Annotated in this window: 1 protein-coding gene; it reads right to left on the bottom strand. The window is 54.0% G+C overall.

Annotation, left to right across the window (positions count from 1 at the left end; genetic code table 11):
* Positions 1 to 209, bottom strand: a 209-nt coding sequence (locus PQR42_RS45750; RefSeq protein WP_408496144.1) for an H-NS histone family protein, incomplete at its 3' end; no start/stop codon positions are given.
* Positions 210 to 263 lie beyond the last annotated feature (54 nt).

Below are 263 nucleotides of genomic sequence, written 5' to 3'. Positions count from 1 at the left end.
GTGCCCCCTTTGCTGACAGTCTTTGCTCCGACCTTCTTCGCGCGCCCCTTGCCGCCAGCGCGCCCCTCAATATCCGCAGCCGTCAGGCCGTGTTCTGCCATCAGCTTGCGAATTTTCTCGATGACGCCCGATGACTGTTTCGCAATCAGAGCCTCGGCTTGTTGCTCAAGCTTTTTAATTTTTGCCTGCATAGATTCCAAAGTTGTCATTTTTTCTCTCCCTTTGAGATGTCCGCACTATGCCATGCGTATCGACCGTCCGCT

Origin of the sequence: Paraburkholderia sediminicola, from assembly GCF_046027355.1 — a bacterium.
Classification (GTDB): domain Bacteria; phylum Pseudomonadota; class Gammaproteobacteria; order Burkholderiales; family Burkholderiaceae; genus Paraburkholderia; species Paraburkholderia sediminicola_B.
This window is presented reverse-complemented; position numbering and strand designations above follow the sequence as displayed.